The organism is Microvirga lupini (genome assembly GCF_014191055.1).
In the GTDB taxonomy this organism is placed as follows: Bacteria; Pseudomonadota; Alphaproteobacteria; order Rhizobiales; family Beijerinckiaceae; genus Microvirga; species Microvirga lupini_A.
This window is the reverse complement of sequence record NZ_JACHWB010000001.1, coordinates 401,875-428,342: the sequence shown is the minus strand read 5'-3', so window position 1 is coordinate 428,342 and position 26,468 is coordinate 401,875. Positions and strand designations below refer to the sequence as shown.

The 26,468-nt window shown below is 63.7% G+C and carries 25 protein-coding genes; 10 read left to right on the top strand and 15 right to left on the bottom strand.

Annotation, left to right across the window (positions count from 1 at the left end; genetic code table 11):
• Positions 1-182: 182 nt before the first annotated feature.
• Genes paaG through FHR70_RS01960 form a run of 4 tightly spaced genes read left to right on the top strand, consistent with a single transcriptional unit; the run spans position 183 to position 3,446 of the window.
• Positions 183-977: a 2-(1,2-epoxy-1,2-dihydrophenyl)acetyl-CoA isomerase PaaG gene (gene paaG / locus FHR70_RS01975; RefSeq protein WP_210277446.1), complete on the top strand. Its 795-nt coding sequence runs from the start codon at positions 183-185 to the stop codon at positions 975-977.
• Positions 977-1,450, top strand: a complete 474-nt coding sequence (gene paaI, locus FHR70_RS01970) for a hydroxyphenylacetyl-CoA thioesterase PaaI (protein ID WP_183446570.1) — start codon at positions 977-979, stop codon at positions 1,448-1,450. The genes paaG and paaI overlap by 1 nt, the downstream gene beginning before the upstream one ends.
• Positions 1,447-2,802 (top strand): phenylacetate--CoA ligase PaaK, encoded by a 1,356-nt coding sequence (gene paaK / locus FHR70_RS01965; RefSeq protein ID WP_425487833.1) that lies wholly within the window; start codon positions 1,447-1,449, stop codon positions 2,800-2,802. The genes paaI and paaK overlap by 4 nt, the downstream gene beginning before the upstream one ends.
• A gap of 8 nt (positions 2,803-2,810) precedes the next feature.
• Positions 2,811-3,446, top strand: a complete 636-nt coding sequence (locus FHR70_RS01960) for a TetR/AcrR family transcriptional regulator (RefSeq protein WP_183446566.1) — start codon at positions 2,811-2,813, stop codon at positions 3,444-3,446.
• Positions 3,447-3,475: 29 nt separating this feature from the next.
• Here the strand turns inward: FHR70_RS01960 and FHR70_RS01955 are convergent, their stop codons facing one another.
• The 7 genes from FHR70_RS01955 to paaX form a co-directional block, all read right to left on the bottom strand.
• A complete protein-coding gene (locus FHR70_RS01955; RefSeq protein WP_183446564.1) occupies positions 3,476-4,279 on the bottom strand; it encodes a Phenylacetic acid catabolic protein in 804 nt (267 codons plus the stop codon).
• Positions 4,280-4,297: 18 nt separating this feature from the next.
• Positions 4,298-5,374 carry a 1,2-phenylacetyl-CoA epoxidase subunit PaaE gene (paaE, locus tag FHR70_RS01950; protein WP_183446562.1) on the bottom strand — a complete coding sequence of 359 codons (1,077 nt, stop codon included), beginning with the start codon at positions 5,372-5,374 and terminating at the stop codon, positions 4,298-4,300.
• A 17-nt stretch (positions 5,375-5,391) separates the two neighbouring features.
• Positions 5,392-5,907: a 1,2-phenylacetyl-CoA epoxidase subunit PaaD gene (gene paaD, locus FHR70_RS01945; RefSeq protein ID WP_183446560.1), complete on the bottom strand. Its 516-nt coding sequence runs from the start codon at positions 5,905-5,907 to the stop codon at positions 5,392-5,394.
• A gap of 13 nt (positions 5,908-5,920) precedes the next feature.
• On the bottom strand, positions 5,921-6,679 hold the full coding sequence (gene paaC, locus FHR70_RS01940; RefSeq protein WP_183446558.1) for a 1,2-phenylacetyl-CoA epoxidase subunit PaaC: 759 nt from the start codon (positions 6,677-6,679) through the stop codon (positions 5,921-5,923).
• Positions 6,679-6,969, bottom strand: a complete 291-nt coding sequence (gene paaB, locus FHR70_RS01935) for a 1,2-phenylacetyl-CoA epoxidase subunit PaaB (protein WP_114944017.1) — start codon at positions 6,967-6,969, stop codon at positions 6,679-6,681. Before paaB ends, paaC begins: the two co-directional genes overlap by 1 nt.
• 14 nt (positions 6,970-6,983) lie before the next feature.
• Positions 6,984-7,979, bottom strand: a complete 996-nt coding sequence (paaA, locus tag FHR70_RS01930) for a 1,2-phenylacetyl-CoA epoxidase subunit PaaA (protein ID WP_183446556.1) — start codon at positions 7,977-7,979, stop codon at positions 6,984-6,986.
• Positions 7,980-8,200: 221 nt separating this feature from the next.
• The gene (gene paaX, locus FHR70_RS01925) at positions 8,201-9,097 is read right to left on the bottom strand and encodes a phenylacetic acid degradation operon negative regulatory protein PaaX (RefSeq protein ID WP_183446554.1); all 897 of its coding nucleotides are present in this window, start codon (positions 9,095-9,097) and stop codon (positions 8,201-8,203) included.
• A gap of 204 nt (positions 9,098-9,301) precedes the next feature.
• Here paaX and paaZ point away from each other — a divergent pair, with 204 nt between their 5' ends.
• Positions 9,302-11,329 carry a phenylacetic acid degradation bifunctional protein PaaZ gene (gene paaZ, locus FHR70_RS01920; RefSeq protein WP_183446552.1) on the top strand — a complete coding sequence of 676 codons (2,028 nt, stop codon included), beginning with the start codon at positions 9,302-9,304 and terminating at the stop codon, positions 11,327-11,329.
• 108 nt (positions 11,330-11,437) lie between these two features.
• Positions 11,438-11,863 (top strand): PaaI family thioesterase, encoded by a 426-nt coding sequence (locus FHR70_RS01915; protein WP_183446550.1) that lies wholly within the window; start codon positions 11,438-11,440, stop codon positions 11,861-11,863.
• A 6-nt stretch (positions 11,864-11,869) separates the two neighbouring features.
• Here FHR70_RS01915 and FHR70_RS01910 read toward each other — a convergent pair whose 3' ends face one another.
• Complete coding sequence (locus FHR70_RS01910; RefSeq protein ID WP_183446548.1) at positions 11,870-12,325, bottom strand: Lrp/AsnC family transcriptional regulator; 456 nt, start codon at positions 12,323-12,325, stop codon at positions 11,870-11,872.
• Positions 12,326-12,483: 158 nt separating this feature from the next.
• On the opposite strand from FHR70_RS01910, the gene FHR70_RS01905 reads away from it, so the two are divergent.
• Positions 12,484-15,954 (top strand): indolepyruvate ferredoxin oxidoreductase family protein, encoded by a 3,471-nt coding sequence (locus tag FHR70_RS01905; RefSeq protein WP_183446546.1) that lies wholly within the window; start codon positions 12,484-12,486, stop codon positions 15,952-15,954.
• 443 nt (positions 15,955-16,397) lie between these two features.
• On the opposite strand, the gene FHR70_RS01900 is transcribed toward FHR70_RS01905, so the two are convergent.
• The 3 genes from FHR70_RS01900 to FHR70_RS01890 all read right to left on the bottom strand — a co-directional run bounded on the left by FHR70_RS01900 (position 16,398) and on the right by FHR70_RS01890 (position 17,879).
• Complete coding sequence (locus FHR70_RS01900; protein ID WP_183446544.1) at positions 16,398-16,811, bottom strand: response regulator; 414 nt, start codon at positions 16,809-16,811, stop codon at positions 16,398-16,400.
• 213 nt (positions 16,812-17,024) lie between these two features.
• Positions 17,025-17,447 carry a response regulator gene (locus FHR70_RS01895; protein ID WP_183446542.1) on the bottom strand — a complete coding sequence of 141 codons (423 nt, stop codon included), beginning with the start codon at positions 17,445-17,447 and terminating at the stop codon, positions 17,025-17,027.
• A 39-nt stretch (positions 17,448-17,486) separates the two neighbouring features.
• Positions 17,487-17,879, bottom strand: coding sequence for a response regulator (locus tag FHR70_RS01890; RefSeq protein ID WP_183446539.1), 393 nt, complete (start codon positions 17,877-17,879; stop codon positions 17,487-17,489).
• A 165-nt stretch (positions 17,880-18,044) separates the two neighbouring features.
• Between FHR70_RS01890 and FHR70_RS01885 the strand changes: the two genes are divergently transcribed.
• A complete protein-coding gene (locus tag FHR70_RS01885; RefSeq protein ID WP_343058701.1) occupies positions 18,045-18,494 on the top strand; it encodes a response regulator in 450 nt (149 codons plus the stop codon).
• A gap of 82 nt (positions 18,495-18,576) precedes the next feature.
• Here the strand turns inward: FHR70_RS01885 and FHR70_RS01880 are convergent, their stop codons facing one another.
• Positions 18,577-20,247, bottom strand: a complete 1,671-nt coding sequence (locus FHR70_RS01880; protein ID WP_183446537.1) for a methyl-accepting chemotaxis protein — start codon at positions 20,245-20,247, stop codon at positions 18,577-18,579.
• A 185-nt stretch (positions 20,248-20,432) separates the two neighbouring features.
• Between FHR70_RS01880 and FHR70_RS01875 the strand changes: the two genes are divergently transcribed.
• A complete protein-coding gene (locus FHR70_RS01875; protein ID WP_183446535.1) occupies positions 20,433-21,035 on the top strand; it encodes a hypothetical protein in 603 nt (200 codons plus the stop codon).
• Positions 21,036-21,092: 57 nt separating this feature from the next.
• Here FHR70_RS01875 and FHR70_RS01870 read toward each other — a convergent pair whose 3' ends face one another.
• Both FHR70_RS01870 and FHR70_RS01865 read right to left on the bottom strand, forming a co-directional pair.
• Complete coding sequence (locus FHR70_RS01870; protein ID WP_183446533.1) at positions 21,093-21,752, bottom strand: transglutaminase-like cysteine peptidase; 660 nt, start codon at positions 21,750-21,752, stop codon at positions 21,093-21,095.
• A 281-nt stretch (positions 21,753-22,033) separates the two neighbouring features.
• Positions 22,034-22,174, bottom strand: coding sequence for a hypothetical protein (locus FHR70_RS01865; protein ID WP_183446531.1), 141 nt, complete (start codon positions 22,172-22,174; stop codon positions 22,034-22,036).
• Positions 22,175-22,375: 201 nt separating this feature from the next.
• Between FHR70_RS01865 and FHR70_RS01860 the strand changes: the two genes are divergently transcribed.
• Complete coding sequence (locus tag FHR70_RS01860; RefSeq protein ID WP_183446530.1) at positions 22,376-22,753, top strand: hypothetical protein; 378 nt, start codon at positions 22,376-22,378, stop codon at positions 22,751-22,753.
• A 411-nt stretch (positions 22,754-23,164) separates the two neighbouring features.
• Here the strand turns inward: FHR70_RS01860 and FHR70_RS01855 are convergent.
• On the bottom strand, positions 23,165-26,468 hold a 3,304-nt coding region (locus FHR70_RS01855; protein WP_183446528.1), incomplete at its 5' end, for a beta strand repeat-containing protein.

Genomic DNA, 26,468 nt, shown 5'->3' with positions numbered 1-26,468 from the left:
GGAACCCGTGGCGTGCGGATCCTGTTCGTCGTCGAAACATGCCATCCCGTTCTGCTCCCTCAAGGGCCGAGTGTTGGCTCATTGACGCTGTTTCTTTCATCAATATAATTGACCGGACGGTTGGTCAATACTAAACAAAGGTTCAGCAACCCGCTTGCCATCGACGATCGTTCGGGAGGGTCATGGTGGAGACTGATTTCATTCTCACGGAGCGGCGAGAGGGATACCGCGTCATCACCCTCAACCGGCCTGACCGTTTGAACTCCTTCAACGAGGCCATGCATGCGGAGCTGATGTCTGCGCTCCTCGAAGCAGAGGCTGACGGCAGCTGCAGGGCGCTTGTCCTGACCGGCGCCGGACGCGGGTTCTGTGCAGGCCAGGATCTCTCGGACCGGGTCTTCAACCCCGGGCAGGTACCGGATCTCTCCTCCACCCTTGAGCGTCTCTACAATCCCCTGGTCCGCAAGCTGCGCGCGCTGCAGATGCCCGTCATCTGTGCCGTCAACGGCGTGGCGGCCGGGGCCGGGGCCAACATCGCCCTTGCCTGCGACATCGTTCTGGCGGCGCGCTCGGCAAAGTTCATCCAGGCTTTTGCGAAGCTCGGCCTCGTTCCCGATTCCGGCGGAACCTGGTTCCTGCCGCGCCTCATCGGCCCAGCGCGGGCCCGCGCGCTCACGCTCCTGGCGGAGCCTGTCACGGCGGAACAAGGGGAAGCCTGGGGCATGATCTGGAGGGCTGTCGATGACGCAAGCCTGATGGACGAGGCAAATCGTCTTGCCGCTCACTTTGCAACGCAGCCCACGGCGGGACTGGCGCTGATCAAGCAGGCGCTCGATGTGTCGGAAACCAACGATCTCGACCAGCAGCTCGATCTTGAGCGCGATCTTCAGGGCCGGGCGGGCCGCACGCCGGACTACATGGAGGGCGTGACGGCCTTCTTCGAGAAGCGGCCGCCGAAATTCACGGGAAAAGCTTGATGGACGTGTCCTCTCCGCAAATAGCCGCGCACGACATCGCACAAGCCTGCGCCCAGGCCATGTGGGCCGATGACCAGGCGAGCCGGGGCCTCGGGATGGTGGTCGAGCGCGTCGCGCCGGGCGAGGCGGTGCTTTCCATGACGATCCGCCCCGACATGACGAACGGCCACGGCATCTGCCATGGTGGGTTCATCTTCACGCTGGCGGACTCGGCCTTCGCCTTCGCTTGCAACACCTACAACCAGCGTACGGTCGCTCAGCATTGCGCCGTGACGTTCCTGCAGCCTGGACGCAGGGGCGATACGCTGACAGCCCATGCGGTCGAGCGCAACAGGTCGGGACGGTCCGGCATCTACGATGTGACCGTTCGCGATGGTCGCGGTGAGGTTGTCGCGGAGTTCCGGGGACACTCGCGCACCATCGCCGGCACGCTGCTCGAATCCGCCCCAGACAGCAGCACCCAACAAGAATGACAGGATGGGAGGTTTCCTTGGCCGAGATCCCGCTTCGCAAGCTATCCGAACTCAAGCCTCAGCCGGCCCATCTCGATCGCGCCGAACTGGCTACCCGGGACGAGCTGGCCGCTCTCCAGCGCGAGCGCCTCGCCTGGACCCTGCGCCACGCCTACGAGAACGTGCCGCATTACAAGGCGAAGTTCGATGCAGCCGGCGTGCATGCGGACGACTTCAAGGATCTGAGCGATCTGGCGAAGTTTCCCTTCACCACCAAGGCCGACCTGCGCGACAACTATCCCTTCGGGATGTTCGCCGTTCCTCAAGAGCAGATCGCCCGCGTGCACGGTTCGTCCGGCACCACCGGCAAGCCCACGGTCGTCGGCTACACCAAGCGCGATATCGACACTTGGGCGGACGTGGTGGCGCGGTCGATCCGGGCGAGCGGCGGGCGCCCTGGCATGAAGGTGCATGTCGCCTATGGCTACGGTCTCTTCACCGGCGGCCTAGGCGCGCATTATGGCGCCGAACGCCTCGGCTGCATGGTGATCCCCATGTCGGGCGGCATGACGGAGCGCCAGGTTCAGCTTATCACCGACTTCCAGCCGGACGTGATCATGGTGACGCCGTCCTACATGCTGGCGATCCTCGACGAGTTCAAGAAGCAGGGTCTCGACCCGCGCCAATCCTCGCTCAAGGTCGGCATCTTCGGCGCAGAGCCCTGGACCAACGCTATGCGCGCGGAGATCGAGGAGGCGTTCGATATCCATGCGGTGGACATCTACGGCCTGTCGGAGGTCATGGGACCAGGGGTCGCCTGCGAGTGCATCGAGACCAAGGACGGCCTACACATCTGGGAGGATCATTTCTATCCCGAGGTGATCGACCCGCATACCGGCGAGGTTTTGCCTGACGGACAGGAAGGCGAACTCGTCTTCACTTCGCTCACGAAGGAAGCGATGCCTGTCATCCGCTACCGCACGCGGGATCTCACGCGTCTCATGCCCGGGACCGCGCGCACCATGCGCCGCATGGAGAAGGTCACGGGCCGCACGGACGACATGATGATCATCCGCGGCGTGAACGTTTTCCCCAGCCAGATCGAGGAAAAGCTCCTGACCATCCCGTCCCTCTCCGGCCATTACCAGATCGTGCTGACCCGCGAGGGGCGCATGGATCAGATGGAGATCAAGGCCGAGATCAGGCCCGAGGCTGACTACCCGGAAACCCGGAAAGCCGCAGCCGACCGCTTGAGTCAGGCCATCAAGGAGACTATTGGCATCACCGCTCAGGTCAATGTCCTTGACCCAGAAGGCATCGAGCGCTCGCTTGGCAAGGCGAGGCGCGTGATCGACCGCAGACCGAAAGAATAGCAGCCCCCATGGCCCGGACCCGCGCCACAGATTACGACGACAAGCGCCGCGCGATCCTTGATCGCTCGGCCGAGCTCTTCGCCGAGCATGGCTATGACCGTGCTTCCATGAGCAAGATCGCAGAGGCGTGCGGCGTCTCCAAGGCAAACCTCTACCATTACTACAAGGACAAGGAAGAACTGCTCTTCGATGTCATCCGCTTCCACCTGGAGGAACTGCTCGAGGTGGTGGAGGGCGCTGACCAGCCGGACATTCCTCCCGGCGACCGCCTCAAGAGTCTCGTGGCGGCTCTCCTTGAGGCTTACCGGGACGCAGATGCGCAGCACAATGTGCAGATCAACGGCCTGCGCCTCCTGCCGACTGACCGGCAGGCGGAGCTCAAGGGCATGGAGCGCGACCTCGTGCGCATCTTCTCCGATGCGGTGGCGGGTGTTGCACCCCAGCTGAAGGGCACCAAGCTGCTCAAGCCGGTCACCATGTCCCTCTTCGGCATGATCAACTGGCATTATCTCTGGTTCAAGAGCACGGGCGAGGTCACGCGTGCGGATTATGCGGAACTCGTGTCGCAACTGATCATGGATGGCACCCGCAATCTCCGTGCCGAACTTGCAGCGGCGCCACGGCGCGTCACGGCCGCCGAATAGCGCATGGAATGGCCTGAAAGGGCCAAGGATTACTGCAACGAGACCTGTTCACCCATCGCATGTGGTGTGTCGTCCGGAGCAATGAGGCCGAACTGCGAGAGGATCGGGTGGACGATGCCTTGCCATTGAGCGAGCAGCTCTTCCCTGCCCTTCTGACGCAACGCGTACTTCCGATGCTGCGTGAAGTGATCCGACGTGCTGCTGCCGAAGGTGTCAGCGACGCGCGGATACCAGTAGTTCACCGATGCCTGGGCATCGGTCCTGTCGTGACCTTTCTCCAGCGCCGCTCGCAATCCATGCTCACCAAGTTCCGCATGGCGCCTCTCGACAGGCAGGATCGTGGCGAGAGTTTCGGCAAGGGGCTGGTAGGAGCCGCGGGTGAGCTCGTCGAGCTGCACCACGGTCGCCTGCCCCATCAGGCAGTTCATCACCACCGCGTCGACCCAGCCGTTGATCGGGTAATGAAACACGTTGAGGCGCATGTCGCCGCCTATACGCCGTAGCCCAAGGTTGACGCTGCGGTCGAGGCGCGAGGCCCAGGGATGAGCCCCGACATATTGATCGGTGTTGGCGCCGAACTGCTCCATCAAGCTGAGCACTTGCTGGGCATGATTGAACTTCTGCAGGACGATATGCGTGGCCGTGATCCGCTCCTTCAGACCAGGCGCCAAATTGATGCAATCGGCAAAGCCCGAAGCTCCAGCCATCTCGGAATCAACGAAGATTGCCATGAGGCGCATGAGCTCGCCGCGATAGCGGGGCGTGACATTGTCGGGCGCGCTCAGGCGCCCGCCGCCGGCGACGAAACTCACGAGGCTGTCTTCATCGACCATGGGAGCACCTCCCTCAAATCACTTGTCGAAATCGACCAGGATCTTGTCGCTCACTGGATAGCTCTGGCAGGTCAGAATGTACCCGCGGGCGATCTCGTAATCCTCAAGGGCGAAGTTCGCATCCATGTCGACTTCGCCCTCCACCAGCATCGCCCGGCAGGTGGAGCACACGCCACCCTTGCAGGCGTATGGAAGCTCCAGTCCCTCGGCTGTCGCCGCGTCGAGCACGGATGCGGTGCCTTTCTCGAACGAGAGACTTCGGGCGCGTCCATCGATGATGATGGTAGCCTCGCAGAGGTTCTTAGCCTCCTCGGCCTTCGCCTGCTCGGGCGTGCGCTGACGGCGGCTCGGAGTCGAGGTCGCAAACAACTCGAACTTGATTTGGCGCTTGTCGAGGCCGTGCTCCTCAAGGCTCTTGGCCACACCCAGCATCATGTCCTGAGGTCCGCAGATGAAGGCCGTGTCGATGGAGGATGCATCGACCCAGTGGTCGAGAAGCTGGTCGCATTTTTCCTTCGTCAGACGGCCGTTGAACAGATCGATATCCTGCTGCTCGCGGCTGAGAATATGGATCAGGCTGAAGCGATCAAGGTGCTCGTTCTTGAGATCCTCCAGCTCCTCGCGGAACATGATCGAGCTTGAGGCGCGATTGCCGTAGAACAACGTGAAGGAGGATTGCGGCTCGGCCAGGAGGGTTGTCTTGACGATGCTGATCAGCGGCGTGATCCCGCTGCCCGCCGCGAAGCCGACGAAGTGACGCTTGCGCTCCTTGTCGAGCGGCACGAAGAAATTGCCCATCGGAGGCATGGCCTCGATGGTTTGCCCTGGCGCCAGTTGTTCACTGACCCAGTTCGAAAAAACCCCGCCAGCGATCTTCTTGATGCCGACGCGTAAACGGCCTTCCGTCGGCGCGGCGCAGATGGAGTAGGACCGGCGCACCTCGTCACCATCGATCTGGGTGCGCAGGGTCAGATACTGTCCGGGCGAGAAGCGGAAGGCTTCCTTGTGCTCATCCGGCACATCCAAGGTAAGGACGATCGCGTCGCGGGTCTCGCGTCTGACATCGGCAACGGTGACGGGATAGAACTTGGTCATGGAGCAGCCGCTCGCTTTCAGATGCACTTGAAGTAATCGAAGGGCTCAAGGCAGTCCCGGCACCGGTACTGCGCCTTGCACGGCGTCGAACCAAACTCGCTTACCCGATCCGTGTTCTCGGATTTGCAGCGCGGACAGGTGATCACCAGTGGCTTGCGGAGAAAGCGATCAAAGGGAGAAGGAGTATCGCCCACGCTCTCGGCCGGCGGCGCGATGCCATAGGCTTCGAGCTTCCGGCGCCCCTCCGGCGAAATCCAGTCCGTCGTCCAGGGGGGCGAGAGCCTGCGTTCAACCCGCAAACGGTCCAGCCCTTTCGCCCGCAGGGCAGCCTCAATGTCGAGGGCGATCACGCTGGTCGCGGGACAGCCCGAATAAGTCGGCGTGATCGAGACGACGAGTTCATCATCATCCCAGCGCACATCACGGACAATGCCGAGATCCATGACAGAGACGGCCGGCACCTCCGGGTCGGGAACCTCTCCCAACCAGGCTTTCACCTGGTCCAGATCCGATTGTGTCAGGCTGTCTGCCATCGGCGTCTGCCTCTTACCACGTGGCGTTAGGATAGGCCCGCTGCAGGAATTGAAGGTCGGCCAGGATATAGCCGAGATGCTCCGAGTGGAGGCCGCGCTTGCCGCCCCGCTGCGCCCAGCCGGGTTGCGGCAGGGTCAGCGTCGCCTCCTCGGCCGTCGCGCGGACGAGGCCGAGCCAAGGCTCGTGCAGCGTTGCGAAATCGGGCCCGAGCCCCTCGCGAACCATCGCCTGATCGACCTCGTCGGATTCGAACAGTTCGCCCGTATACATCCAGAGGTCGTCGATGGCCGCCTGCATGCGACGATGGCTCTCCTCCGTGCCGTCGCCGAGGCGCAGAACCCAGTCGCGGCTGCGCTCCAGATGATAGGTGACTTCCTTGAGGCCCTTGGCGGCGATCTCGGCGATGCGGGCATCCTTTGAGCCCGTCAATTCCCGCAGCAGCAGATAGTGCCAGGCATCAAAGAGGAACTGGCGCGCCATGGTGGCGGCGAAGTCGCCGTTCGGCTGCTCGACGAGCAGCACATTGCGGAAGTCGCGGGCGTCGCGCAGGTAAGCGAGATTATCCGCGTTGCGGCCTCTGCCTTCGACCTCGCCGGCGAGGTTCAGCCAGAGCTGCGTCTGCCCGATGAGATCGAGCGCGACGTTGGACAGCGCCAGATCCTCCTCAAGCGCCGGCGAATGGCCGCACCATTCCGACAGGCGGTGCCCGAGAATGAGGGCATTATCGCCAAGGCGCAGCAGGTATTCGAAGAGCGCGCTGGAGTCGACCATCACATATGCCCCAGCTCTTCCGGAATCTCGTAGAAGGTCGGATGGCGATAGACCTTGCTGTTGGCCGGGTCGAAGAGCGGGCCCTTCTCGCTCGGGGAGCTGGCCGCAATGTCGGAAGCCTTGACGACCCAGATGCTCACGCCCTCGTTGCGGCGCGTGTAGACGTCGCGCGCGTTCATGATCGCCATCTCGGCATCCGGCGCATGCAGGCTGCCCACGTGGCGGTGGGCCAAGCCATGCTGGCTGCGGATGAACACCTCCCAGAGCGGCCATTCCTTCTTGTCAGTCATGTCGTGTCTCCCGCTCACGCAGCCTTGGCTTGTGCCCGCGCCGCCTTCTTGGCCGCATACGCATCGGCAGCCTCGCGCACCCATCGACCTTCTTCATAGGCCTTTACCCGCGTGCGAAGCCGGTCGCGGTTGCAGGGTCCATTGCCGGCGATCACCTGATAGAATTCATCCCAGTTGATCTCGCCGAACTCGTAATGCCCGCGCTCCGCATTCCACTTAAGATCGGGGTCAGGAACGGTGAGGCCGAGATACTCGGCCTGCGGCACCGTCTGGTCAACGAATTTCTGGCGCAGCTCGTCGTTGGAGTTGATCTTGATCTTCCAGCGCATGGACTGCGCACTGTGCACCGACTCCGCATCGGACGGACCGAACATCATCAGCGAGGGCCACCACCAGCGGTTCAGCGCATCCTGCGCCATCGCCTTCTGCTCAGAGCTTCCTTTTGCCAGCTTCATCATGATGTCGTAGCCCTGCCTCTGGTGGAAACTCTCCTCCTTGCAGATACGGATCATGGCGCGGGAATAAGGACCGTAGGAGCAGCGCTGCAGCGGCACCTGGTTCATGATCGCGGCGCCGTCCACCAGCCAACCGATGGCCCCAATGTCTGCCCAGGTGAGTGTGGGATAATTGAAGATGCTCGAATACTTCGCCTTGCCGCTGTTGAGCTGTTCCATCAGATCATCGCGGCTCACGCCCAGCGTCTCGGCGGCGCAGTAGAGATAGAGTCCATGGCCGGCCTCGTCCTGCACCTTGGCCAGCAGGATGGCCTTGCGCTCGAGGGTCGGCGCCCGGGTGATCCAGTTGCCCTCCGGCTGCATGCCGATGATCTCGGAATGTGCATGCTGCGAGATCTGCCGGATCAGGGTCTTGCGGTAGGCCTCCGGCATCCATTCCTTCGGCTCGATCTTGATGTCCTGATCGACGCGATCCTGAAAGGCGCGCTCCTCGGGAGACATCTCTTCCTTGGACTGGATATGGTCGACGCCCGTCTTCACCATCTGTGCGTACACGGCGCTTCTCCCTATCGTCCGTTCGTTTCACCCCTCCTAAGCCACTCCCGACGAAGGCCAAGCAGCTAAGGTTTCGGCTCTCGCCTTTCCAGGCGCATAGTCAACGCTGTTCCGGTCGTTGGCGCTCCAAGGCACGGCAAAAAGCCCCGCAAGCGTCTTACGAGTTGACCTTAATATGTCACAAAAATTGTGATGTTCAATATTTTCTTGTAACTTATCTTTCAGACGGCCTTCAGCTTGGCTGCGGCTTGAAGCGACGCGAACCGTTCTTCGAAACCGCTGTCAGCCTCCGGCAGCGGCCCGCTGTGGTTCTGAGCATGGTTGTCGATCCATCGCTCGGAGGCTGGCAACAGGGTCTTGTAGATCGTCCCGCAGAGCGCACGGGCACGGTCTCCCGCCCAAGGCTTCGGCAGGAGCTGGGCCGGCAAAAGGGGATCTCTCAGGACGGCGCGGCGGTAGTCGTGGATCAGGAGGATCCTGACCAGGAGGGCCTCGAGATCCGTGAACTTGGCACCCCGCTCGAGGGCTGCCAGCGTGCCCGAATAGGTGTCGATGAAGCGCTTGTAGCGGCTTTCGATCTCGTCCAGCGGCCAAGCCCGTTCCACGAGTCGCCGGGCCGTCTCAATATCGGCCGGCGCCGCCGAGAGCCGGAGAACGGAGCCGGGTTCCCTGGTCGCCGGGGAGGCCGCGATCATGAGATCCGCCCCGAGGGCCCCGTATCCAACCCCCGAAAGTTCGGCTTTGAGTGCGGTCCGGTCCTGGGTGTTCTCCAGCAGCAGCAGGTCGAAGGCGCCCTGCCAATCTTCGGACGGGCCGGTATAAATCCGCTGCGTGGCCTGGGCGAAAGCCTCCTGCCCTCGGGGTGTCAGCCGATAATAGCTGTTGCGCCCCACCTTCCACCGCTCGAACCAGCCATCGGACACGAGGCGGGACAGGGCTGTTCTGACAAGGGTGTCGCTGATCCGGAAGGCGCGCATGATCTCAAGGAGCGACGCCATGGACAAGACCCCGCCCCGCGGCACAACCGCATCCCCGAAGACCGTAACGATGAGCGAGCCCGCCCTGATCGGGGTCCGCCCATGAAACCTGTCCAGGAGAGTGTCGACAAAACCGGCCATTCAAACCTGCTCCAGCTTCTTCTCTTAGGGGTGTCCTGACCTGAGAGGCTTCGGTTCCCTCCTATCGATTATTCTCCTTGCTTGTCGAGCCATGGTCCATCCTGCGCCTCAGCAAGAGGCTTGACTAACCGACCGGTCGGTCAATAATGCCGCAAAGGTGCGGCGATGCCAATGCAGCCGCCATTCATCATCCAAGGTGCCCCCATGAGACTTGAGAGCTTCGTTCGCGGAAGTTGGATGTCGCCCGGCAAGGACCTCGCCGAGGTTCGCAGCGCCGTCACCAGCGATGTGGTCGCCGAGGTCGCCAGTGGTGGTCTCGATATGGGCGAGGTGCTCACTTACGCCCGGCAGGTCGGCGGCCCTAATCTGAGGCGCATGACCTTTCATCAGCGCGCAGAGCTTCTGAAACGTCTTGCCATTCATCTGTCAGAGCGCAAGGACCAGCTCTACAAGCTCTCCTATCAGACCGGCACCACGCGTTCCGACAACTTCATCGATGTAGACGGCGGCATCGGCACGCTGTTCGTCTATGCCTCCAAGGGCCGCCGCGAGCTGCCCAACACCACCTTCCTGATCGATGGCGCGGTCGAACCCCTGTCGAAGGGCGGCGGTTTTGTCGGCCAACATGTGATGGCCCCTCTTCACGGCGTCGCTGTCCACATCAACGCCTTCAACTTCCCCTGCTGGGGCATGCTGGAGAAGCTGGCGCCTGCCATCCTGGCCGGGGTGCCGGTGGTCACGAAGCCGGCGACGATCACCTCCTATGTGGCGCATGCCCTGATGCGCATGATTGCAGAATCCCGCATCCTTCCCGACGGTGCGCTCCAGTGCATCATCGGCTCGACCGGCGATCTCTTCGATCATTTGACCTGCCAAGACGTGGTGTCCTTCACCGGCTCCGCCGACACTGCCCAGAAGCTGCAGCGGCATCCTGTGATCGCCCGAGAATCTGTCCGCTTCATTGCGGAGCGCGACTCCCTCAACGCTGCGATCCTGGCACCCGACGCCAGCCCCGGCACGCCGGAATTCGATCTCTTCATCAAGGAGGTCGCCAAGGAGATGACCGTCAAGGCGGGCCAGAAGTGCACCGCCATCCGTCGCGCCATTGCGCCGAACGCGCACGTGCCTGCCGTGATCGAGGCCTTGCGTGAGCGGCTCTCGAAAATCACGGTCGGCAATCCGGAACTCGACAACGTCCGTATGGGTCCTGTCGTCGGCCTCAACCAACGCCGGGACGTGCTGGCGCAGGTGGAGAAGCTGCGGGCCGAGGCGGACATTGTCGTCGGTGATCCTGACAACTTTACGATCGAGGGCGCGGACCGCGAGCGCGGCGCCTTCATCCCGCCGCTCCTGCTCCATTGCCCGGACCCGATCCGCGCCACCAATGTGCACAGCGTCGAGGCCTTCGGCCCGGTCTGCACCGTCATGGGCTATGACGGGCTCGATCAGGGCATCGCTCTTGCCAATCGCGGCGATGGCAGCCTTGTCGCCTCGGTCTATACCTACGATCCCGCCATCGCGTCTGACCTCGTCTTCGGCGTGGGCGCTTTCCACGGCCGCCTGGTGCTGATCGACCGCGACTGCGCCAAGGAGCAGACCGGCCATGGCTCACCCATGCCGCACATGGTCCATGGTGGACCAGGACGCGCCGGCGGCGGCGAGGAACTCGGCGGCATGCGCGGCGTGCACCACTACATGCAGCGCACGGCCCTGCAGGGCTCACCCGCCATGCTCTCCCGCGTGACGCAGAGCTGGATCAAAGGCGCTCCGATGATCCAGGAGGGACGGCATCCCTTCCGCTATTACTTCGAGGACCTCGCCATCGGCCAGACCTTCATCTCGAAGGAGCGCACGATTACCCTGGAGGACATCGAGCACTTCGCCGAATTCACCGACGACACCTTCTATGCCCATATGAGCGAGGAGGCCACGAAGGATCACCCGTTCTTCCCCGGCCGGGTTGCCCATGGCTATCTGCTCCTGTCCTTTGCAGCGGGCCTCTTCGTGGATCCCGATCTAGGGCCGGTTCTGGCCAATTACGGCCTCGATTCCCTGCGCTTCCTCAAGCCCGTTCAGCCGGGCGAGACCATCAGGGTCCGGCTGACGGCCAAATCCAAATCGCCGCGCAACGAGCAATATGGCGAGGTGCGCTGGGACGTGGAGATCACCACGGATAAGGACGAGACGGTCGCGACCTACGACCTCCTCACCATGAACGCCGTGCGTCCGTGATGGAAGAGTATTGGCAGCACATGCCAATTGCTTTGATATAAGACTGGTATCCGCCACTTCGTCACGGCTGGTAGCGGATACCAGAAGAACAGAAAGACCGGGGGATCCATGTCCACATTCGACCAAGCCACCGCAGAGCGGATGCTCGCGGACGTCTTCGCGCCCTGGATCCAGGCGCTCGAGCTCTCTATCGAGAGCCTCAACCCTGAAGGCGCCGTTCTGCGCATGCCGTTCTCGGAGCGGCTCTGCCGCGACAATGGCGTGATCTGCGGGCAGGCGCTGATGAGCCTCGCCGACACCGCCATGGTGTTTGCGGTCTCCTCCGCCGGAGGCACCTACCGACCCATGACCACGGTGGACCAGACCATGCACTTCCTGCGCCCGGCGGCGAGCGCGGATGTGCTGGCGGAGGCCAGGGTCGTGCGGCTCGGGCGCACCATGGCGTTCGGCAGCGTGACGCTCACCACCGCCGGTGACAGCCGGCCCGTCGCCATAGCGCAGCTCGCCTACGCGCTTTTGCCCGACAGCAAGTAGCCCCATTCAAAACGGCAGCGCCACGCTGGTCTTGATTTCCTTCAGGATCACGTTGGTGCGCACGTATCGGATGCCGGGCAGGCGGAACATGAACTCATCAAGAAAAGCGTTGTAGGCCTTCATGTCGCGCACCACGACCCGCAGGTGATAATCGGCATCGCCCGTGGTGGCGAAGCACTCCAGGACTTCTGCGCGCGCCGTTACACGTGAAACAAATTCGTCGACGAATTTGGCGTCGTGCCGTTCGAGCGAGACGTGCAGGATTGCCGAGGTGGTGAAGCCGGCCTTTTCCCGGTCCACCAGGGCCGAATAGCCGGTGATCACGCCCGTCTCTTCCAGCGCCCGCACGCGGCGCCAGCAGGCCGAGGTGGACATGCCCACGTCCTCGGCCAACTGCTGGTTGGTGGTGCGCCCCTCCCTCTGCAGCTGCGCCAGAATATGCTCGTCCTGCTTTTCCAGCATGGCGCCCTCCCGTCTGGTAATTTTTACCAGATATAACGCCAAGATACGAAACATCTACCACGAAGAAGCCCGGTGCAGGAACGGATAGGAAGCACCTACCAGCCGTTCGGGATTACCATACTTAGCCAGGACATGGCTCTCTCCTCGGGATCAGGCTGATGACACGCGTTCCGTCGCTCGACGATTACCGGCTCTCCGACCGCTACGCCCGCGAGACCGGCCGGGTGTTCCTGACCGGCACGCAGGCGATCATCCGGATCGTGCTCGATCAGGCCAAACGCGACCGGCTGGCGGGCCTCAACACGGCCGGCTTCGTGTCGGGCTATCGCGGCTCGCCGCTCGGCGGCGTCGATCTCGAGTTCTGGCGCGTGAAGGAGCAGCTGAAGGAACACCGGATCGAGTTCCTGCCTGCCGTCAATGAGGACCTGGCCGCAACGGCAGTGCTGGGCTCGCAGCAGGTGGAGACCGATCCCAACCGGCAGGTCGAGGGCGTGTTCGGCCTCTGGTACGGCAAGGGCCCGGGCGTCGACCGTTCGGGCGATGCGCTGAAGCACGGCAACGCCTATGGCTCCTCGCCCCATGGCGGCGTGCTGGTGGTGGCGGGCGACGACCATGGCTGCGTATCCTCATCGATGCCGCATCAATCCGATGTGGCGTTCATGAGCTGGTTCATGCCGACGCTCCATCCCGCGAGCGTCGCCGAGTATCTCGAGTTCGGCGAATACGGTTATGCGCTGAGCCGCTTCTCCGGCATGTGGGTCGGCTTCAAGGCCGTGTCCGAGATCGTGGAATCCGGCACCTCCGTCGAACTGCACCCGCCGCGCCAGTTTGTCGAGCCCGACTTCACGCCGCCTCCGGGTGGCCTCCATTATCGCTGGCCGGATCTGCCGGGGCCGCAGATCGAGGAGCGCATGGAGGCGAAGAAGCACGCCGTCTATGCCTTCGCCAAAGCCAACCCCATCGACCGGCGCATCTACGACATCCGGGATGCGTCCTACGGCATCGTCACGGCCGGCAAGGCCCATCTCGACCTGATGGAGGCTTTGCGCCTCATCGGTCTCGACGAGGCCGCCTGCCGTCAGCATGGCATCGACATCTACAAGGTCGGCATGGTGTGGCCGCTGCCGCTCCACGACGCCATGGAGTTCGTGAAGGGCAAGCGCGAGATCCTCGTGGTCGAGGAAAAGCGCGGCATCATCGAGAGCCAGTTCAAGGAGTATTTTTACGACTATCCGGGCTCGAAGCCCGAGCGCATGGTCGGCAAGCACGACGAGACCGGAGAGCGCTTGATCCCCTGGACAGGCGAGCTCACGCCGCGCTTCCTCGCCGGCGTTCTGGCCAAGCGCCTCGATCCCATCTTTCCCGATCTCAACCTCGCGCAGCGCGTCGCCGCCCTGTCGCCGGATCCGGAGCGCGTGATCGCGGTGCCGGGCGCGACGCGCACGCCCTATTTCTGCTCCGGCTGTCCGCACAACACCTCGACCAAGGTGCCGGAAGGATCGAAGGCGCTCGCCGGAATCGGCTGCCACTTCATGGCGAGCTGGATGGACCGGGAGACCTCGTCGCTGATTCAGATGGGCGGCGAAGGCGTGAACTGGGCGGCTTCGTCCAAGTTCACCGGCCAGGGCCACATCTTCCAGAATCTCGGCGAAGGCACCTATTACCATTCCGGCTCCATGGCGATCCGACAGGCGATCGCGGCGGGCGCCAACATCACCTACAAGATCCTGTTCAACGACGCGGTCGCCATGACGGGCGGCCAGCCGGTGGACGGTCCGATCAGCGTCTATGCCATCGCCCACAGTGTGCGCGCGGAAGGCGTTGAGCGCATTGCGCTGGTCTCCGATGATCCTGAGAAATTCGTACCGGCGGATCTGCCCAACGGCGTGACGATCCACCACCGTGACGATCTCGATGGGGTGCAGAAGGAATTGCGCGACATCGCCGGCGTCACGGTGCTGATCTACGAGCAGACCTGCGCGACCGAGAAGCGCCGCCGGCGCAAGCGCGGCCAGATGGAGGATCCGAAGCGCTTCGCCTACATCAACGATCTCGTCTGCGAGGGCTGCGGCGATTGCTCGGTGGCCTCCAACTGTCTGAGCGTCGAGCCGAAGGAGACGCCGTTCGGGCGCAAGCGCAAGATCAACCTCTCCACCTGCAACAAGGACTTTTCCTGCCTTGAGGGCTTCTGCCCGAGCTTCGTCACGGTGGAAGGAGCGACGCGCCGGAAGAAAGCCACGTCGGATTTCGATGCTGTTGCACGGTCCGCAACGCTGCCAGCCCCTGCTCTGCCCGCTCTCGACAAGCCGTTCGACCTGCTCGTCACCGGCGTCGGCGGCACCGGTGTCGTCACGATTGGCGCGCTCATCAGCATGGCGGCGCATCTCGAAGGGCGCGGCGTGTCGGTGCTGGACTTCACGGGCTTCGCCCAAAAATTCGGCCCGGTGCTGAGCTATCTGCGCATCGCCACCAACCCGGGCGAGCTGAACCAGGTGCGCATCGACCAGGGCGCGACGGATGCGCTGATCGGCTGCGACCTTGTCGTCAGCTCCTCGCCCAAGGCCTCCGGCACCTATCGACACGGCACGCGGGCTGTGATGAACACCGCCGAGATGCCGACCGGCGACGTGGTGCGCTTCCGCGATGCGGATCTCGCCAGCCGCACGCGGCTTCGCGCCATCGAGCGCGTCATCGGCGCGGGCAACATGGCAACCGTCAATGCCAATGCGTTGGCCGAGACGCTGCTCGGCGATACGGTCTTCGCCAATGTGATGATGCTGGGCTTTGCCTGGCAGCAGGGGCTCGTGCCGGTCTCTTTTGAAGCTCTGTCACGCGCCATCGAACTCAATGGCGTGGCGGTCGAGCGCAACCGGCAGGCCTTTGCCTGGGGGCGCCTGCTCAGCGCCGATCCTGCCGCCGTGCATGAGGTCGCGAACGACAAGCCGGAAGAACCCGAGACGCTCGATCAGGTGATCGCCCGGCGTGTTGCGTTCCTCACCGATTATCAGGATGCGCTCTATGCCGGCCGCTACGAGATGATGGTGTCGCGGGTGCGCAAGGCTGAAGAACCGCTCGGCTCCGAGACGCTCACAGACGCGGTGGCGCGCTCATTGTTCAAGCTCATGGCCTACAAGGACGAGTACGAGGTCGCGCGCCTGCACATGGAGACCGGCTTTCTCGACACGCTGCAGCAGGAATTCGACGGCGACTATACGGTGAAGTATCACCTCGCGCCGCCGCTCCTGGCCTCGAAGCGCGACGCGCGAGGCCGCCCGAAGAAGCGCGCCTTCGGTCAATGGATCCAGACGCCCATGAAGGTTCTGGCGAAGATGAAGTTTGTTCGCGGCACGCTCTTCGATGTCTTCGGCTACACGGCCGAGCGGCGCACGGAGCGGGCGCTCATCGGCTGGTACGAGGCCCAGGTCGAGCGCATCCTCGAAAACCTCGACGCGCCCCATTTCCCCGATCTACTGGCAATCGCGAAAGCCCCGATGGACATCCGCGGCTACGGCCCCGTGAAGGAAGCGGCTCTCCACAGGGTGCAGGCGGAGGTGGAGCGCCTGTGGTCGCGTGTGGCGGAGCAGCCGGAGGTGATCGACACGCGCCAGCGCGAGACTGCACACGCGTAAGTGAATCAAAGGACGGGAGGCGAGAAGCCCTCTCCCCTTTGCGGGAGAGGGGGAGGGATGCCCGCGCTCCATCCTGCACGCGATCCCGAATCGGCTGCGCCGTCCGGGATGACGAAGATGGTGTTGAGGGTGTCATTCCCGGCCGGAGCGCAGCGGAGGGGAAGGGAATCCACTCGCACACACGGCGCTATGGATCCCCTTCCCGGCCTGCGGCCGCCGGGGATGACACTTGCCTGTCTCCCTCGGCCTTATCCAGAGGAGCAGCCGAGAGGCTGCGTCTCGAAGGAGCGTCCAGAGACCACTGGAACCTCCTTCGAGACGGATTGCTCGCGCAATCCTCCTCAGGATAAGGGCAGAGGGGTAAATTGGGAGATCACCGGCGCAAGGCAGTGATGACCTGGAGGGTAGCAGACGACGTTCCGATATGTCTGAAGGTGCGGCCCTTAAGCCTCCGGCGTCAGGCTCTTCTGCGGCCGCCGGGCCATCACGTCCTGCAGCGCCGCGATCAGGTCGTCGGGCATGATGGGCTTGTGCAGGAATCTGGCGTTGGGCGGCAGGTCGCCCGGTCCGGGACCGGTTTTGCCGGAAATCACCAGCACGGCCACCTCGGGCCAACCCTGCCGCACCAGACGGGCGAACTCGAAGCCGTCCATGGAGCCCGGCATGTCGACGTCGGTCAGGATGGCGTCGATTTCCGGCCGCGATTTCAGAAGCTCGAACGCCTCATCGGCGTCCTGGGCCTCGATGACCCAGAATTCGGATTCCTTGAGGATGTCGACCTGGGTGAGACGAACGAGAGGCTCATCCTCGACGAGCAGGACGACAGGCTGGTTCACAATGCGGCGGTGCGGTTTCATCCTGCATGAAACGGGGATTGCTCCGTCCAGTTCCCTACAGTTGAGCCGGCAGGGTGCTCCAGCGCACTCATTGCCGAGCGGGAGGCGGGCGTGCTGGAGCCGAACCTGCATAAGGGGTCGCCCACAGTCCGGCAGGCCGCGACGCGATCCCCTCCTCCCACAAGGGAGAGGAAAGATGGGCTTATGTGTTGAGCTGGTTGATGAGACGGAGGTTCAGAAGCGCTTTGCCGTGGCCTTCAGCTGCTTGATCCGGTCCACCACATCCTGCGTGTGATACGGCTTCTTCATCAGAGGACCGGCCTCGCAGAGGGTTCCGGCGATGTCCGCCGAGCGATCCGCCCCGGAGGTGAGGATCACCTGGGTCTCGGGCATGTTGGCCCGAACCCAGCGGGCGAGCCCGAATCCGTCCATCTCCCCCTGCATCTCCACGTCGCTGAACACGATGTCGACCGACACCTCAGGCGCTTGGAGAATGAGCATGGCCTCCTCGGCACTGACGGCCTCGTGGACCCGGTAGCCGCATTCGCGCAGGTATTCAGCGATCACGAGCCGGATCAGCACCTCGTCTTCGACCACGAGAATGGTCTGGAGAGGGGAGTCGGCCTGAGCCGAGAGATGGGTGGATGACGTGCTCACGCATAGCTAACCGCCGTGCTTTTGCCTTTGTTCCTGCGGTCAAGCTTGTGTGGGTGGCGGCCAGTTCAGGCTGCGGGCTGCGAGCGCAGCGACCTCGCCTGCCTGGTAGGGCTTGCGGACAAACGGCCCAGGGCTGTCCGACGGGCCTGTCTCGCGGGACGTGACGATCATCTTCGTCGGCCTCTCGCGAATGTGATGAACCACGTCCCAGCCGCCCCCGGTGCCCGGCAGGTCCAGGGCGAGGAACAGGAGATCGACCTGGACGGCGTCGAGGACGGTCAGCGCCTCTGGGGCCGAGCCGGCCTCCAGCACCTTGAACCCCCAGGCCCGCAGCTCGTCGCTGACACGGTACCGGATCCGGACATCCCCTTCGACGACCAGAATGGTCGGTGGGATCCGGCGTGGAAGAACCGTAACGGATGCAGCACTCATTCTTGCCCCAGACGCAACCAACAGGCGGACAACGTGGTGGCGCCCCATGGGTTCTCATTCCTTGTGCGCCCGATCACGACGCGGTCAGGGCTGGCTCTCTCAAGTGGAACCGTCTATCAATGGCCACGTTTGCCCTCTGCCCCATCCTCTTGTCCCCTCGGTGCCGTGTCCCACCAGCAACCCCTAGGCGTCGTTCTCCTGGTCGAAGACGAACCGCTGGTGCGGCTCGTCACGGCCGATATTCTGCTGGAGGCGAACTTCCGCGTCATCGAAGCCGGGGACGCCGAGGAGGCCCTGCGCGTTCTCAAGGCCGAGGTCGCCATCGACGTGCTGCTCTCGGACGTGGAGATGCCGCCCGGCATGAACGGCTACGAACTGGTCGGCCATGTTCACCGTGGCTGGCCCGGGGTGGAGATTATCGTCTCCTCGGGCCGCGAATGGCCGCGGGAGGATGATCTGCCGCCCGGAGCGATCTTTCTCCCGAAGCCTTATCTGAATTCCACCCTGGTGTCTTACGTCCAGAATGCGGCCAGGAAGGCCCAGGAGACGCGTCGGCTCAGGGACGAGGCAGGCGCCCCAGGCGCACGGGCTGAGGACGTCACCAAGACGGCCTGACCGCTCCCGAGCAGGCAGCCCACAACAGAAAAGGCGCGGGCCGAAGCGCCGCGCCTTCCGATCGTATTGCCCCTCTTGAGCGCTACGCCGCCCGGACACCCTCCAGGAAGCCTTCGACCTCCCGGGTGAGCGTCGACGAGTTGGTCGCGAGCTCACCGGCCGCGGCCAGTACCTGGGAGGCTGCCGACCCGGCATGGGTCGCCGCCCCCTGGACCTGGACGATGCTCTGGGTCACTTCCTGCGTGCCGCGGGCAGCCTCGCTGACATTGCGGGCGATCTCCTGCGTGGCCGCCTGCTGCTCCTCGACGGCCGCCGCCACGTTGGTGGCGATCTGGTGCACCTCCTCGATGGTGTGGCCGATCTCGCGGATGGCGTCGACCGCCCCCTTGGTGGATTGCTGGATCTGGTTGATATGCGATGTGATGTCTTCCGTCGCCCGCGAGGTCTGGTTCGCGAGCTCCTTCACCTCGGCGGCCACGACCGCAAAGCCCTTTCCGGCCTCGCCAGCCCTCGCCGCCTCGATGGTGGCGTTGAGCGCCAGCAGGTTGGTCTGGCTCGCAATGCTGTTGATGAGGGCAACGACCTCGCCGATCTTCTGCGCGCCGTCGGCGAGCGTCTCCACGAGCTCGTTGGTCTTGCGCGCGTTCTGCACGGCCCGGGCCGCGGCAGCCGAGGTCTGCGCCACCTGCGTGCCGATCTCGTTGGACGATGCGGCGAGCTCCTCCGTGGCGGCGGCGACCGCCTGGACGTTGCTGGAGGTCTGCTCGGCGGCGGCCGCCACTGCGTTCGACTGCTGGTTCGTCTGCTGGGCGGTGGTGGCCATCGAGCGGGCCGTGGCCTCCATCTGCTGAGCCGCGACGGAGAGGTGCTGGACGAGACCGCCCACGCTGCCCTCGAAGCTCTGCGCGAGATTCATCATCTCGAGCCTGCGGCGCTCGCCGGCCTGTTTTTCGGACTCCGCCTGCTGGCGCCGGAGCCCGTCCGCCTCCTGCATGGTGCCGGCGAAGACCTGCGTGGCCTTCCAGATGTCGCCGACCTCATCGTTGCTGATCTTCGCCTCCGGCAGGTTGTAGTCGCCGGAGGCCAGCTTCTGGATCGCCTCGGTGACGATCTTCAGCGGACGGGCGATCTGCCTGTGACCCACGAGCCAGCCGATCAGGAGGGCCACAATCGTGCCGGCCAACGCGATGGAGACGAGCAGGGTGAAGCGCTCGCTGTAGAGCTCAGCGGAATAGCGGTCGACCGCTGCGATGTCCTCGCTCCCCTTCTTCGTCAAGGCATCGATGCTGGTCTGGAAGGCCTTTCGGTTGGCGCGGTTGGCCTCGTTGTTGCCCTGGGTGTTGGCGGCTTCGGGCGATACTTCGGCACCTAGACGCACGGTCTCGGACCGGAACGTCTTGAACGCGGCAGCGTCCGCGACCACGGCATCGAACAGAGCCTTGTGCGCGTCAGGAACGATCGGCTTCCACTCCTTCAGGAGTGTGTCGATCTCGTTCAAGCTTGCGGTCACTCCGTCGCCGAACTTGCGGGCATCGGCCGTCGTCTTCGAGGCATAGATGCCGCGCGCTTCCATGACCACATGCGTCACCAGCCGGTTCAGGCGCTCGCCGTAAAGGGCCCGCGTGGCGGCGAGCCTCACGTCATCGACGGCCTGATTATAGGTTTGCAGGGTGCTAATGCTGACGGCGGCGATGATTACCGCAACGAAGCTCAAGGCAGCAACAAGCGCAAATATCTTTGTCCTGATCTTCATGCATCCCCCAAACGGCTTGATTCGCAGTAACGTTTGACTATCGTCCACAGTAGTCACGGGATGCTTGCGCAGGGCTTGCTCCTGCCCATCAAAGTTATCAACAGGCTTTCTTTACGTGAAGTGACGGATTGTTAAGCATAACCTCATAGGAATGATTGCAGTCGATTTTCATAGCGGCGGGTTCCATGGGCGTACGGTTCGATAAAGTGTTGGAGCAGGTGGCCAGGGCCGGACAGGCCGGACGCGGAGCCGCCATCGAAACCCGCGAGCGGAAAGTGCATCGCCTGGAAGACTTGATCCGGGCCCGCGAGGCCATGGGCGACCGCATCGTCATGTGTCTTGGGCTGGCGCTCACCCTCTCGGCCGTCGCCCTGCCGGTTTATGCGGTCTATCTCAGCGACGGCTATGCCTATCTCCAAAGCACGGGCAACGGCCTGGTGATGAGCAAGGGCACTGACGCCAACCATGCCCGTGCGGCCGATCTCAGCCCGGCGACCACGGGTTCGCTCAATCGCCAGAAGACCACGGACGCTGTCGTAGAAGCGAAGACCGACAAGGCGCTTCTCGCCATCGCGCGGCAGAGCCAGTTCCAGCGCTACGTGATCCACCGCGCCACAAGCGAGTCCGCCCTGATCGAAGGTCCGGACGGCGTCTGGTGGGTGACACCGGGAATGACCCTTCCCGGCATCGGACAGATCATCTCGATCGAGCGCTCCGACAATGGCTGGGTCGTTCTGACCTCCGAGACCATGATCAGCCAGCGGCCCACCGCGAAGGCTGCGAGCTGAAACGCTCCTGATCCGCATGAGCGCACCTCGCGCTCATGCGTTGTTTGATGATCCTGCTTATTTGGTGGCTGTCACGATCGGGGCGGCCTGATTGCCGAGCCACACCCAGGCAGCACCCTCCGAGCCTTCCCGCTTCACATAACGGTAGCCGGTCTCCTGCCAGGACAGGACGGCCGGACGCTTGTTGTCCAGGATGTAGTCGCCGCGGTTGGTGCGCACCATCAGCACCGCATGACCGGCGCCGAGTTCGTCGATGACAACAGTCATGCGCATGGCTCGGCGCGGTAGACCTGCCTCGGCGAGAATGCGACGCTTCAGGATCTGGATGTCCTCGCAATCGCCCATCCCGTCATCGGGATAATCCCAACGATCCGCCACACCCCAATGGTCCTGATCCGTCACCGGCAGGATCGTGGCGTTCACACGCTCGTTGACATCGACGAGAAGCTTCCATGTCTCCGAATTCAGCGTGATGACAGCGGATTCAGAGGGGTCGAACGCGCACTCGTCTGGCATCTGCTTGCAGAAGGTGATCCAGGCCGGCGTCGGTCCAGCCTGTCCGGACGACAGGATGGCGGCGCTCATCCCCGGCAGGCTCAGCTGCGGAAACGCATGCGCCGTATTCGCCGCCGCGACAATCGACAGGATCGCGGCCCCTATTCCTGCGGCGGCCAGTAGCCCCCGTTTTGTCTGCTTTAAGAAACCGGTCCTGTTCATGCCCCCGCACCCATCCGCTTCTTTTGATCAAAGCTGTCAGCCGTACGAGATCTACGCAAGCGCGATTCAGAGCAAGATGACAGAACGATGTCGCAGTGTTGACTTCAAGCAACAGAGCGCCGAACGACTATTCTGCCGCGTCCGATACTCTCCGGATGAAGAGGAGCGCAGGGATCGACTCTCCAGCTCGCAGGAATGTCTTGGTTCGAAGGAAGCGACCGGCTCTCGTGAAGTAACCCGTTGGAGCGCCGCCGTCCCTCGCCTGCCCCAGACGGTGTTGTTCAGTAGTAGCGACGCAGCGCTCCGCTCTGGCTCCTGGCCCAGGTCCTGGCCCTCTTCGACGATGCCATGAGGCGGAGAGCGGGTGTGCCGACGAGACCGATTAGCGATACAGCGACAACCGGCACCAGAATGATACTCATTCCATCTCTCCAAGATCCGACGGCATCATCGTTCCATATGCACCATGCATCAGAAGCCTTGTGCGAAGCTGGCACGAGCAGGCGTGGTCGGGGATCGGCTCAGCCGAATGTTGTCTTTACCAAACAACGCGAAGGTTCAATCCAGTGGATCGGAGCGACATTCATTCCGTGATATGGTCTGCAGGTCATGGGGAGGCCTGCTTGAGACCAATTCTCATTCTACTTGCGACTGCTCTCAGTCTCGGCGGATGCACGACAGCCACCTATGAGGCGGCCGAGATGTCATGCTCGGATTACATCGGGAAGCCGATCTCGTCGCGCATCGCAGCCTACGGCCCGCCCACATCCGTGTACCGCATCAACGCCACCCAGGTCGGCTATGTCTTCAAGACAAAGTCTACGACCTATGTGGGTGGCGAGCCCTATTATACGGTGAACTATCTGACGGGAGCGGACAAGCACCATATGCCTGTCCGCCAGATCACGCGGGTCTGTCACGGGGTCTACGTCGTCCACGCCCCGTCCGACGCTATGCCGGTGTCCGAGCGCGTCATCGTGGCTGTGCGGGCCAAGGGCTGATCCATCGTAGCAACCCACGCAAGTCAGATGCGGCCTGAAGCTAGCTGCCTCGCCAAAAGATATGCGCATGTCCAGCAAACGTGCATCTTGCATTTCGGCTCGGGTCGAGAAGAGGCTCTGAGCAATCGAAGCCAGTGTCGTCTACCTACCACCTCGCAGTCCCGCTCTCGGTGGAGTTGAGCCGTTCAAGGCGCTCAAGCACGAGACCTGCCCGTTCGATGGCAGGGTGCGGTCTAGATGACTATCGTGGAAATCCTCAATGCGCCGCGGCTGAGGAAAGTCGAATATCTTGCCTGAGCGGAATCCGCTTCGGCTTTGGCCGGCCAAAAAAAGCGGCGCTCCCTGTAGAAGCGCCGCCTTTGCTGTCATGTGTCTCCGCGCCTTCGTTGCGCGAGGGCAAATTGGCCCTCGCTAAACGGACCGATAGGCAGCGAGCACCGCATCGACCTGGGTAACATTCATCGCCTGGATCTGCGGGGTGGTCAGCGCGGTCAGCTGCTCAAAGCTGAGGTCGCCGATGTCCTCTGCCGACAGTCCGGCAATGGCCGTCGTGCTGATCGCCGCGATATCGTCGGTCGAGAACTGCTTGATGTCCCCATCCTTGAGTGCCGCAATCTGGTTTGCGCTCATGGCTGCGACCTGCGTCGAGGTGATCGCCTCGACCTGAGCCGTCGTCATGCTCCCTATCTGCTCAGTCGTCAGGCCGACGATTGCCTGATTGCTGAGCGCCGCAACATCGGAGGCATCCAGCTCCGCAATCTGTGCGTTGCTAAGCGCACCCACCTGGCTTGCAGTCAGGGCCACCAGCTGGTCCGAGGTCAACGCGCCGATCTGCGTTCCAGTCAGTGCTTGGATCTGATTGGTGCTGAGCGCGGCAACCTGCGCCGGCTTAAAGCCGCCGACTTGTTCCGCCGTGAGCCCGCCGAGCGCCTCAGCGGACAGGCCCCTGGTTGCGCTGGCGCTGATCGATCCGATCTGATCGGCCGAGAAGGCCTGGACAGCAGCTGCGGTGAAACCAGCAACCTGCAACACGTTCAAGCCACTGAGCTGCTCGTTCGTGAGAGACCCGGCCTGGGTTGCATCGAGCGCGCCGATCTGAATGGCCGTGAGACCGGCGGTCGCCTGGGTGCTGAGCTTGGATACCGCGAGTTCGGCAATCTGCTCGTTGCTGAAGGCGCCGACCTGTGCGGCCGTGAGTGCCGCAACCTGCGCCTCCCCGAGCTTGCCGACCTGATCGGCGGTCAGAGCCTGGATCTGCCCGGTGCTGAGCGCGGAGATCTGCGCGGCCTTGAGCCCGCCGAGCTGGCCATCGGTGAGCTCAGCAACCGCAGCCGTCGACAGGCCCGTGATCGCCGTGGCGCTGATCGCGCCGATCTGATCGGCCGAGAGAGCCCCGGCGCCAGCCACCGTGAGCCCGCCGACCTGGGAGGCGTTGAGCACGCCGATCTGAGCGGCCGTGAGCGAGGCCACCTGGGTGGTCTCGAGGGCGCCGATCTGACCGGCCGTGAGACCGGCCGTCGCCTGGGTGCTGAGCTTGGATACGGCGAGTTCGGCCACTTGCTCGTTGCTGAAGGTTGCGACCTGTACGGCTGTGAGTGCCGCAACCTGCGCCTCCCCGAGCTTGCCCACCTGATCGGTGGTCAGAGCCGCCACCTGCACCGTGCTGAATGCGCCAATCTGCGCCGGCTTGAGCCCGCCGAGCTGCGCATCGCTGAGCTCAGCAACCGCAGCCGAGGACAGGCCGGTGGTGGCCGTGGCGCTGATCGCGCCGATCTGATCGGCCGTGAGGGCCTGAACGTCCTCCACGGCAAATCCGGAAACCTGCGTCGCGTTCAAGACACCGATTTGGGTCGTCGACAGCGATACTACCTGGGCTGTCTCGAGCGCGCCGATCTGACCGGCCGTGAGACCGGCCATCGCCTGGGTGGTGAGCTTGGATACGGCGAGTTCGGCCACTTGCTCGTTGCTGAAGGCGCCGACCTGTGCGGCCGTGAGTGCCGCAACCTGCGTGTCGCCGAGCTTACCCACCTGATCGGCGGTCAGAGCCTGGATCTGCCCGGTGCTGAGCGCGGAGATCTGCGCGGCCTTGAGCCCGCCGAGCTGGCCATCGGTGAGCTCAGCAACCGCAGCCGTCGACAGGCCCGTGATCGCCGTGGCGCTGATCGCGCCGATCTGATCGGCCGAGAGAGCCCCGGCGCCAGCCACCGTGAGCCCGCCGACCTGGGAGGCGTTGAGCACGCCGATCTGAGCGGCCGTGAGCGAGGCCACCTGGGTGGTCTCGAGGGCGCCGATCTGACCGGCCGTGAGACCGGCCGTCGCCTGGGTGCTGAGCTTGGATACGGCGAGTTCAGCGACCTGCTCGTTGCTGAAGGTTGCGACCTGTGCGGCCGTGAGTGCCGCAACCTGCGCATCGCCCAGCTTACCCACCTGATCGGCGGTCAGAGCCTGGATCTGCCCGGTGGTGAATGCAGCGATCTGGGTGGCCTTGAGGCCGCCGAGCTGCGCATCGCTGAGCTGGCTGATCGCCTCATCCGACAAGCCTGCAATGGCCTTGGTGCTGATGGAGCCGATTTCCTCGGCCGAGAACAGCAGGATGTCACTGCCATCCAATGCCGAGAGCTGCCCCGTGTTCATTGCAGCGACCTGGGCAGCAGTGATGCTGGTGATCTGATCGCTATCCAACGCACCGATCTGGCTCGACGTGAGGCCAGCCAGAGCCTTGAGGTTGAGCTTGGACACATCCAGCTTGGCGACCTGCTCGTTGCTGAAGGCTGTAACCTGTGCGGCCGTGAGTGCCGCAACCTGCGCATCGCCCAGCTTGCCGACCTGATCGGTGGTCAGAGCCTGGATCTGCCCGGTGCTGAGCGCGGAGATCTGCGCGGCCTTGAGCCCGCCGAGCTGGCCATCGGTGAGCTCAGCAACCGCAGCCGTCGACAGGCCCGTGATCGCCTTGACGCTGATCGCGCCGATCTGATCGGCCGAGAGAGCCCCGGCGCCAGCCACCGTGAGCCCGCCGACCTGGGAGGCGTTGAGCACGCCGATCTGAGCGGCCGTGAGCGAGGCCACCTGGGTGGTCTCGAGGGCGCCGATCTGACCGGCCGTGAGACCGGCCGTCGCCTGGGTGCTGAGCTTGGATACGGCGAGTTCAGCGACCTGCTCGTTGCTGAAGGTTGCGACCTGTGCGGCCGTGAGTGCCGCAACCTGCGTGTCGCCGAGCTTACCCACCTGATCGGCGGTCAGAGCCTGGATCTGCCCGGTGCTGAGCGCGGAGATCTGCGCGGCCTTGAGCCCGCCGAGCTGCGCATCGCTGAGCTGGGCGACGGCCTCCGTCGACAAGCCCGTGATCGCCTTGGCACCGATCGCGCCGATCTGATCGGCCGAGAGCGAGCCCGTCTGGGTCGTGTCGAGGGCGCCGATCTGGCCCGCCGACAGGCTGGCCACAGCCTTGAGGTTGAGCTTGGACACATCCAGCTTGGCGATCTGCTCGTTGCTGAAGGCGGCGACCTGTGCGGCCGTGAGCGCCGCGACCTGCGTGTCCGAGAGCTTGTCCACCTGATCGGCCGTGAAGGCTTTGACCTGCGTCGTGGTGAGCGCCGTGATCTGAGCCGGCTGGAGCGCCGCCAGCTGCGTGTCCGAGAGTTCGCCGATCACTCCGGCCGACAGGCCCGTGACCGCCTTGGCGCTGATCGCGCCGATCTGATCCGCCGTGAGCGCT